This window comes from Planctomonas deserti (assembly GCF_003067705.1).
Lineage (GTDB): Bacteria > Actinomycetota > Actinomycetes > Actinomycetales > Microbacteriaceae > Planctomonas > Planctomonas deserti.
Genome location: NZ_QANL01000185.1, coordinates 1 through 537 on the forward strand (window position 1 = coordinate 1; position 537 = coordinate 537).

The following is a 537-nucleotide window of genomic DNA, read 5'->3' on the forward strand; positions in this document are numbered from 1 at the left end:
CGTTCCGCACCGGCCCTGTTCGGCCCCGGCTGCGCCGCCGGCCTGGTGCTGGGTGCGTTGGCCTGCGTGCAGATGCCGGTGCTGCTGCCGCTGTGGCTGAGCGTGCCGATGGCGGTTGCCGGCGGCGCGGGCTGGTTGTTGCGCTGGCGCGGCCGCGCCTGGGCTGCAATCGTGCTCGGCCTGGCATGGGCCACATTGCACGGGCAGTGGGCCCTGCACGGCCAGCTACCACCGGGCACGCCGCCGCAGGATGTGCAGGTGCGCGGGCGGGTGGCTGATCTTCCACAGCGCGGGCCCGGTTACACGCGTTTCGTGCTGCACGTGGATGAGGCCGATACGCTGCCAGCACTGCGTGGCAGGCGCCTGCAGGTCACCTGGAACGACCCGAGGCGCGGATCGTCAGCGCACGAGGCCGGCGGTCGCCATGCGGTTCGTGCGGGATCGCATTGGCAGTTGTCGTTGCGCGTGCGTGCGCCACGCTCGCGGATCAATCCCGGCGGCTTCGATGGCGAACGCCATGCATTGCTGCGCGGCATT

The 537-nt window shown here is 71.5% G+C and carries 1 protein-coding gene; it reads left to right on the forward strand.

The genetic code is table 11. The features are described from left to right. The coding region (locus tag DAI20_RS20210) for a ComEC/Rec2 family competence protein (RefSeq protein ID WP_159085167.1) at positions 1–537 on the forward strand (537 nt) is incomplete at both ends.